This is a genomic window from Vibrio sp. 10N.239.312.D08 (genome assembly GCF_041466145.1).
GTDB classification, from domain to species: Bacteria; Pseudomonadota; Gammaproteobacteria; order Enterobacterales; family Vibrionaceae; genus Vibrio; species Vibrio crassostreae_C.
This window is the reverse complement of record NZ_JBFSSD010000131.1, coordinates 1-1,157: the sequence shown is the minus strand read 5'-3', so window position 1 is coordinate 1,157 and position 1,157 is coordinate 1. Positions and strand designations below refer to the sequence as shown.

Genomic DNA, 1,157 nt, shown 5'->3' with positions numbered 1-1,157 from the left:
TGTTGTTCGTGCTTCGAAAATTCGCTCTTGAGCGAGCGCTCGATATCGTTCGCTTGCTCTTTGGATTTCGTCTCGAAGTCCGAGGCCAAATCTAAAATCTTTTTCATAAATCAGTCCTTTCAATCGAAGATTCTTACCACCTTCTGGATTGGCAATACTCAAACTATTCTTAGTTTCTCGGGCAATGGTGAAACCGGCTTTTTCGAGGCAATCCTTCACATCATCACGATTTCGAATCTCGCCATTTCCCGCTTGTGTTAAAAGCCCACGAGTGATCATTTCAACCACCAATTTTTTTGAATGAGGCAAAGTATTCGCGGTCACCAGCTCTTGTTTATTCGCTGGGTCATTCGGATCTTTTAATTTCAAAAATTCATTTTGGAGGGTTTGCCACGCATTAATTCGAGGCCGATCGACACGGTCAAAATACGGTTGGAGCCGTCGACCACTTAAAAGCTCTATATTCGGTACCACAAAATTTAACTCTAACCGGCCTTTGTCTCGATGCTCGACCCAAAGACAAGCAAACTGATCTTTGTCCAGACCAGGGAGTAATGCCGATTCAAACGACGACATTAATTTATCTTTAGCTTCTCGAGGTAAATCAGATTCAGCAAAAGAAAGAACCCCACTCGTATATTTTTTTGCATATGGACTCGAATCGATGAGGGCAATAATCGTACTCGGGTCACCACGATCTAACGTGGCCCCGTCACGTTCTCCGTCTTTACCTAATAGATATTCAACAGGACCGGAGCCACAACCGGTTCCACGAGAGTGAATTTTGACAATCATGAATGCTCATCCTGCAGAGCTCGTATAGCTTGTTCAATCGCCCCCAATGCTGTGATGACTTTGAGTCGATCCACTGTTTTCCAATCATCAGAATTCGTCGCCCTGGCTATCTGATTTAAGTTGTTACCAATACCGGCTAATTGACGAAGCAAAGCAGGATCACAAGGTGGCGCTTTAAATCGCGACGCTTCCTTTTCTCCCAAGCACACATCACGCATCCATTCCGCTAATCGTGCCTTAGTATTTCGACGCTGCAACGCAGAATACTCGTCATCATTCACTCGGATTTTTATCTCTTTCTGTCTTAATTTCATAATGGCCTCGGGCGATGATTCGAACCGAAGGGGCGGATTATCGCTCGT

The 1,157-nt window shown here is 44.7% G+C and carries 2 protein-coding genes and 1 pseudogene; all 3 read right to left on the bottom strand.

The genetic code is table 11. The annotated features are described in order from the left end of the window. Positions 1-107 (bottom strand): MbeB family mobilization protein (locus tag AB6D58_RS24500; RefSeq protein ID WP_372158800.1); only part of this gene is annotated, 107 nt, incomplete at its 3' end. Positions 108-432: 325 nt separating this feature from the next. Beyond that, positions 433-795: pseudogene (locus AB6D58_RS24495) on the bottom strand (mobilization relaxase); the annotation flags it as partial. Next, positions 792-1,109, bottom strand: a complete 318-nt coding sequence (locus AB6D58_RS24490) for a MobC family plasmid mobilization relaxosome protein (RefSeq protein WP_372158798.1) — start codon at positions 1,107-1,109, stop codon at positions 792-794. The gene AB6D58_RS24490 and the pseudogene AB6D58_RS24495, both read right to left, overlap by 4 nt. Between the last annotated feature and the right edge of the window lie 48 nt (positions 1,110-1,157).